Here is a 6,625-nt window from a genome sequence, read left to right as displayed (position 1 = left end):
GTACAGGAGGAAGCAGATGGCGATGATCGGCAGCACCGGGCTGGTGACGCGCCTCGTGGCCTCGAGCAGGACGGCGATTCCAAGGAAGGATACGACTATGTCCATGGTGGTAGGCAATCCGGCCCTTCCGATCAGAGAGTCAAACTCGACCACGAGGTAGAGGGTGACGAACGCTCCCAGGATCGCCAGGGCGTAGTCGTACCAGGGTATGTCATTTTGTACCAGCTTCGGCGAGATCGGATAGAGCAAAAAGACGAGAACCAGGACGAATGCAAGGTGGACAGAGGCCTGGATGAGGGACTGCATCAGGCCGAAGCCCGACGTGTAAAGATGAAAGAGGGACATGCACACGGCCAGCGCGGTGACAATCACGGCCGGAACGCCTTTTAGATCCCTGTAGCCCGCCTCCGTGTCGAACTCTCTTCTTAAAGCGTCAAGATCAATCTCTTCTTGAACGGATGTCTTCTTTTCATCGACATCTGCCAAAAAGACCACCTCCTAATTTTTGGCCATATCGACCAGAACTATTACATAGTGCTCGAACAAACAGGACAATTCCGCACGAAACAGAAGGAGATCATGTTTGCAGTCCACGTAGAGGAGGACCTCGGAGCCGTTCGGCAAAAAAAGCAGGTTCCTCCCCAGTTCCTCGTTGCCTACCCTGTAGCGAAAGGAGCCGGCGGATGGACCTCCCCCTCTGAGGATCATCCAGTTTTCAGCCATGATGAACCGCCCGTTTCTCGGGGGTTCGGTCGGCAATCCGGCGTTATGTGACAGGAAACGCTCTTCCCAGTGGACTATCTTACCTGTCACCACCCTGTATTCGCTCTCTATCGGGGTTCTCTCGACGGAGTGAATGAACCGCAGGATGAAGGACTCTCCGCCTCCTACCGGAGCATCGTACAGTATCGTCCCTCCGGAGGATGTGATTGTCAAGAAATTCATAGGAACGGCAAAGAAGTAGAATAATGCAAGAATGGCGACCGAAAGAGCCAAATGTTTCCGTAACAATGGGATCAAGTCGCCACCCGCTTTCAAAAAAAATGGCGAGCCTGGGCCGATTCGAACGGCCGACCTACACCTTAGGAGGGTGCCGCTCTATCCACTGAGCTACAGGCCCGTCAACAACCGATATTCAGTTCGAAAAGGTCAAACCGTGCAATTAGAACGGGTGACCTGTGGAATATTAACACCCTATCTGTCATATTTCAAGTCCGAGGGGCCTGAAAACCCGATAATGCGTCTGCGAGACGTCCGTATACATCGGCATCCCTCTCTCGGGCCCGGTCGAAGATTTCACGGGCGGCATCTGCGTCCGCTTTCATCCTCCGCTTCAGCTCGGTCTTCGACCCGAACCTGATCTCCGGGCGGATGCGTTCCTCAATAAACACGGAGATGGTCTCGCCGTAAAAGGTGCGGTCGGTATCCAGCACATAGGTCTCGAACCGGGGCGACTCCAAGCCGCTCAGAAATGTCGGATTGAACCCGATGTTCAGGGCCCCGGGCAGCCATTTCTCCCCGAGGAACACGGAGGCGGCGTACACCCCCTCCGAGGGGACGACCTTGTCCTCCGGGTATTGCACGTTGGCTGTCGGGAATCCGAGAGTGCGGCCTCGCCCGTCTCCCTTCACAACATCGGCGGTAAAAAAAAACGGGTATCCGAGCAAGTTCCTGGCCTCGATCACGTCGCCTTCCACTATGAGAGTCTTTACCCTGCTGCTGCTTATCTTCATGGCGTCAGTCTCCAGGGTTCTCACCATCTCGAAGGCCCAGCCTTTCGACGATGCCCTGGCCCTCAGGAAGTCGGCGTCTCCCTTCCGTCCTCGCCCAAAGTGGTAGTCCTCCCCCACCACTATCCCGGATACCGGTAGAAGCGACTCGAGCACGGCTATGAAGTCGGCGGGGCTCATCCCTGCGAGCTCCCTGTCGAACGGGATTCTTGCGACATTGGGGATGTCGAAGAACCTGGCGAGCGTGTCTCGTTCGCTCTCCGTGAACAGGTATTTGACCGTGTCTCCGAGTATCACCCTGTCCGGGTGGGGAGTGAATGTGACGACGCCCCAGTTGTCCGGGTTTCTTTCGGCTGCGAGGGCACGGGCCCTGTCTAGCAGAAGGGCGTGTCCACGATGAAAACCGTCGAAAGCCCCGAGCACCACGATCATGGCTTTCCCCCCAAGAGTATGTTGACCGAAGGAACGAAATGGCCGTCCGCGGAGATGGTCCCGTAGCAGAAAAGCCCGTCCCCCATGACGATAGTCCCGTTTCCCGCGACGAAGTCCCCGGCCCGGGGCGGCCCGAGCATCGACAACCTGACAGGAATGCCCGAGCGAAGAAGACTTGTCGCATCCTGAGCGGCCTCGTAACGGTGGAAGTTCTTCGCTAAGCGTGAAAGCGGCATTATGTGTGGAATTATGTCTGCTCCGTCATCCTGCAACAGCTCGAATGGAATGGCCCGGTCGAGGGTCAGGTCGCCGACTCTCTTTCTGGTCAGGGCGATTGTGTGGGCGCCGCATCCAACCATCCTGCCGATGTCCCGAACGATGCTTCTTATATAGGTCCCCTTTCCGCATACTATCCGCAGCCTCAAGTCGCCATCCGAGCCTGCGGGGGCGATCAGCGATATGGATCGTATGTAGACAGGCCGTTCCCGCAGTTGGAAGGACTCCCCGGATCTTGCGAGCCTGTGTGCACGGCGCCCCTTGACCTTTACTGCGGAGACGGAGGGCGGCGTCTGCATTCGGAGGCCGTAGAACGACGGCAACAACAACCTCACGAGGCCCGCCGCGTCTTGGGGCATTTCGCCCGAGAAGAGTACTTCACCCGAGTAGTCGTCAGTCGAGCGCTCCTCTCCGAGGGCCATGGTCGCCTCGTACTCCTTGACGAGGGACATAACCAGGTCGCTCGTCCTGGTCGCGGCCCCGACCAGGATCGGCAGCAGCCCCTCGGCCGTCGAGTCCAGGGTCCCTCCGTGCCCTACCTTGAAGCGATTTTTCAGACGCCTCTTGACCATGGCGCAACAGACTGCGCTCCGCACCCCCGTGGGCTTATTCAGAAGAAGCAGTCCGCTGTGCATACTTTCCCTCCACTGCGTTTCGTACCGTCTCCAGCGCCCTCGACAGGGGGCGCGGGAGAATGCACCCGGCCGCCTGCCTGTGCCCTCCTCCCCCGAAGAGCCGGGCGATCTCGGAGGCCTCCACCGGGCCTCTTGAACGCAGAGAGACTCTGACGCCGTCCTCGTCCTCCACGAAAAAGGCTGCAAACTCCGTGTCTTTCACGGAGAACAGCTCTCCGACGATGAACTCCGTCTCGGACCGTTCCGCCCCGGTGTTCGAAAAGTCCCTCTCCTCCAGCCACGTGAACGCGGCAAATCCACTCGAGATGAAAGCCCTGGAAAGAGCGACTCCCCTCAGGTGAAGAGCTTGAAGAGAGGATCCACTTCTTATCAGCTTGTTCATCTTCGCCGGCGACACGCCGGCCTCGAGCATTTCAGCCGCAATTCTGTGGGTACGAGCTGTGGTGCAAGAGAATGAAAAACTGCCGCAGTCGGTCGAGATCGCCGTGTAGAGGGACTCCAGGACATCTATGCTCATGGAGACGCCCCACTCTTTGAAGAGCATCCAGACTATCTCTCCGGTGGACGAGGCGGACGGGTCGACGTAATTCACGCTTCCGAACAGCTCGTTGTCCGCGTGGTGATCAATGTTGAGCAGGGGCACATCCTTCGGGAGGGACGAAATGTCCTTCAAGGAGCGGGCGCGGTTCGCCGTATCGAGCGCCACCACCACCGAGTCCGTCCCCGGGCGCAGTTCTTCCAGCGTCAGGTTCTCGCGGAAGCTCTCCGAGCCCTTGATAAAGGAGTAGTTGGACGGGAAGGCGTCCGGACCACCCCACACGACTTTCTTCCCCAGTTCTCTCCCCGTGGTGAGAAAGGCGCTCGCGGATCCCAGAGCGTCTCCGTCGGGGTGGACATGACAGGTTACGATCCATTCCGAGGCATCGGAAAGGATCGTAATCATCTCCTGAAAGATCCCTCTTGTGACGCCTGTATTCTCGGGCACGTTTTCACCGCCGTTCAAAGCTCCGGGTCGGCCTTGTGACGCGCGGCGTCGGAGTCATGGTTCGGTTCGGAATCCGGGGCTTCATTCATCTTCAGCGAGTCGAGCAGCTTGTCGATGGAGCGGGCGTGCTCCTCGCTTGTGTCGACGAGGAAGGAAAGGGCCGGCACCTGTCTTATGGACAGCAGCTTGCCCAGTCGACTTCTAAGGGCTCCAGCCACGCTTGCCAGGGCCTCGGCCACTTCGTCTCTCTCCGAAGGATCCACGGTGGTGAAGTACACTTTCGCTCGTTCTAGGTCTCTTGAGCAGTCGACATCAGTAATAATCGCCTTCTTCGCTATCTCGTTCTTTATGCGAAGGCTCAGTAATATGGAGACCTCTCTCTGAAGAAGTTTGTTTATTCTCTGCATACGAAACGTCGTCATAGCGGGCTACCTCGTGCCAGTTGTAGATGATTGAGAACTCGCCCGTCCTCTCTTCGTTGAACAGGAAAGAGAGCACGGCCTGCAGTCGTTCTTCGACCATGAAAATTTCGGGTGCTACGGCTGAGACCGCCAGGTCGATCCTCGACCAGCTTCCATCCGGGCCAAGATCCGAGGCCGAGACATTCCATCGCCTTCTGATCCTGTCGAGAAGAGATCGGACAACGCGCCTGCGGTCTTTGATGCTTCTTGAACCAAGCGCCTGGAGCGATGCGAAAAGTATCCCGCCACAAGGCGCATGGCGACGGTCTCGGCCCGTCAAAGATGCCTTTTCTCCTCGATGATCTCGTAGGCCTCGAGTATGTCGCCCTCCTCGATGTCCTGATAGTTCGACAGGCTTATTCCGCATTCGTACCCTGCCGCCACCTCGCGGGCGTCGTCCTTGAAGCGCCTGAGGTTCGCCAGGGCACCGTCCCAGAGGACGATGCCGTTTCGGATGAGACGGATCTTCGAGTTTCTTCTGATCACGCCCTCGAGCACATAGCTCCCGGCGACATTGCCCGCCCTTGGAACCCGTATGACCTGGCGGATCTCCGCCTGTCCCAGGGTGTTCTCGCGTATATGGGGCTTTAGCATGCCCTCGAGCGCGGCCTTCACGTCATCGATAGCATCGTATATTATGTTGTACAGGCGTATCTGCACTCCCTCGGCGTCCGCGGCTCTCCTGGCGTTCGTGTCCGGCCGGACGTTGAAGCCGATTATGACGGCGTTCGATGCCGAGGCCAGCATGACGTCGGACTCGGCTATCCCCCCCACGCCCCTGTGTACGATGTTTATCCCGACCTCGTTGGTGGCCATCTTCTCAAGGGAAGTAGCCAAGGCCTCTCCCGATCCCTGCACGTCGCACTTGAGCAGCAGGTTGAGAAGGGGAATTTCTCCCTCCTTGAGCTGTGAGTAGAGCTCCTCGAGTGTCAGCTTGCGCACTCCGCCCTGCTGGGCGCTGCGGGCCTTCTGCTCCCTTTCGCTGAGCGCGTCCCGTGCCTCCCGTTCGTTTACCACAGTCTTGAAGACCTCGCCTGGCTGGGGGACGGCCGTCAGTCCAAGTATCTCCACCGGGGTGCTCGGGCCCGCGCAGTCGATCGACTTGCCCTCGGCGTCTATCATCGCCCTTATCTTCCCCCAAGCAGTGTCGAAAAGAACGATGTCGCCCTTGCACAAGGACCCTTGCTGCACCAGCACCGTGGCGACCGATCCCTTGCCCTTGTCCAGCTTCGCCTCTACTACGACCCCCTCTGGGCGGACGGTCGGATCGGCCTCCAGCTCCTCCATCTCGGCCACCAGAAGGATCATCTCCAGGAGCTGGGGGATGCCGTCGCCGGCCTTCGCGGACACGTCGACCATTATCGTCGAGCCGCCCCACTCCTCCGGCGTCAGTCCGGTGTCTGAGAGCTGCTGTCTCACCCTATCCGGTTTCGCGGTCGGCTTGTCTATCTTGTTGACCGCGACGATTATGGGAACACCCGCCGCCCTTGCGTGATTTATGGCCTCCCGGGTCTGGGGCATCACACCGTCGTCCGCGGCCACAACGAGTATTGCCACGTCCGTTGCGCGAGCGCCCCTCGCACGCATGGCGGTGAAGGCCTCATGCCCGGGCGTGTCTAGGAATACTATCTGCTTGTCCTCGTGCCTCACGATGGAAGCGCCAATGTGCTGCGTTATCCCTCCCGCCTCCCGTGCGGTGATGTTCGTCTTCCGGATGAAGTCGAGCAGCGTCGTCTTGCCGTGGTCGACGTGACCCATGACTGTCACGATGGGTGGACGGGGCTCCATGTTGTCGCCGATGGAGGGCTTTCTTTTTATCACGTCGCATGTCTCTGACTTGCCCTCTTGTTCGGCGTCGTCGCAGGCAAGGGTCAGCAGCACACCATAGGTCTTGCTGAGAATATCCAACGATCGATCGTCGACCGCGGCGTCCGCGGGGACCATCATTCCTGCGTCTATGAGACGCTTGACCGCCTCCGCCGGCGTCACCTTCAGGAGCTCGGCCACGGCTTTCACCGTCGAGCCTTTCGATACCTCGAATGTTTCGGTTTTGGTCACTTTCTGCTCCTCTTTCGTAGTTTTTGGACCGTCCTTTGAAGGATCCTC

At 58.7% G+C, this 6,625-nt stretch carries 8 protein-coding genes and 1 tRNA gene; all 9 read right to left on the bottom strand.

Annotated features, from left to right (window positions below):
* Nucleotides 1-486: C4-dicarboxylate ABC transporter permease (locus GX181_10025; GenBank protein ID NLM72275.1), on the bottom strand; the 486-nt coding region annotated here is incomplete at its 3' end.
* A gap of 12 nt (nt 487-498) precedes the next feature.
* Nucleotides 499-945, bottom strand: a complete 447-nt coding sequence (locus GX181_10020) for a DUF1850 domain-containing protein (protein NLM72274.1) — start codon at nt 943-945, stop codon at nt 499-501.
* Between the two features lie 99 nt (nt 946-1,044).
* A tRNA-Arg gene (locus GX181_10015) sits at nt 1,045-1,120 on the bottom strand.
* An 88-nt stretch (nt 1,121-1,208) separates the two neighbouring features.
* A complete protein-coding gene (gene ribF, locus GX181_10010) occupies nt 1,209-2,162 on the bottom strand; it encodes a riboflavin biosynthesis protein RibF (protein NLM72273.1) in 954 nt (317 codons plus the stop codon).
* Complete coding sequence (truB, locus tag GX181_10005) at nt 2,159-3,073, bottom strand: tRNA pseudouridine(55) synthase TruB (protein ID NLM72272.1); 915 nt, start codon at nt 3,071-3,073, stop codon at nt 2,159-2,161. The genes ribF and truB overlap by 4 nt, the downstream gene beginning before the upstream one ends.
* Entirely contained in the window at nt 3,045-4,016 is a 972-nt protein-coding gene (locus GX181_10000; GenBank protein ID NLM72271.1) for a bifunctional oligoribonuclease/PAP phosphatase NrnA, read from the bottom strand. Before GX181_10000 ends, truB begins: the two co-directional genes overlap by 29 nt.
* A 56-nt stretch (nt 4,017-4,072) precedes the next feature.
* A complete protein-coding gene (gene rbfA, locus GX181_09995; protein ID NLM72270.1) occupies nt 4,073-4,480 on the bottom strand; it encodes a 30S ribosome-binding factor RbfA in 408 nt (135 codons plus the stop codon).
* A complete protein-coding gene (locus tag GX181_09990) occupies nt 4,371-4,799 on the bottom strand; it encodes a DUF503 domain-containing protein (protein NLM72269.1) in 429 nt (142 codons plus the stop codon). Before GX181_09990 ends, rbfA begins: the two co-directional genes overlap by 110 nt.
* On the bottom strand, nt 4,796-6,625 hold a 1,830-nt coding region (infB, locus tag GX181_09985), incomplete at its 5' end, for a translation initiation factor IF-2 (protein ID NLM72268.1). The genes infB and GX181_09990, both read right to left, overlap by 4 nt.

The organism is Synergistaceae bacterium (genome assembly GCA_012521675.1).
Taxonomy (GTDB): domain Bacteria; phylum Synergistota; class Synergistia; order Synergistales; family Aminobacteriaceae; genus JAAYLU01.
The sequence above is the reverse complement of the archived record's forward strand: the minus strand, read 5'-3'. Positions and strand labels throughout refer to the sequence as shown.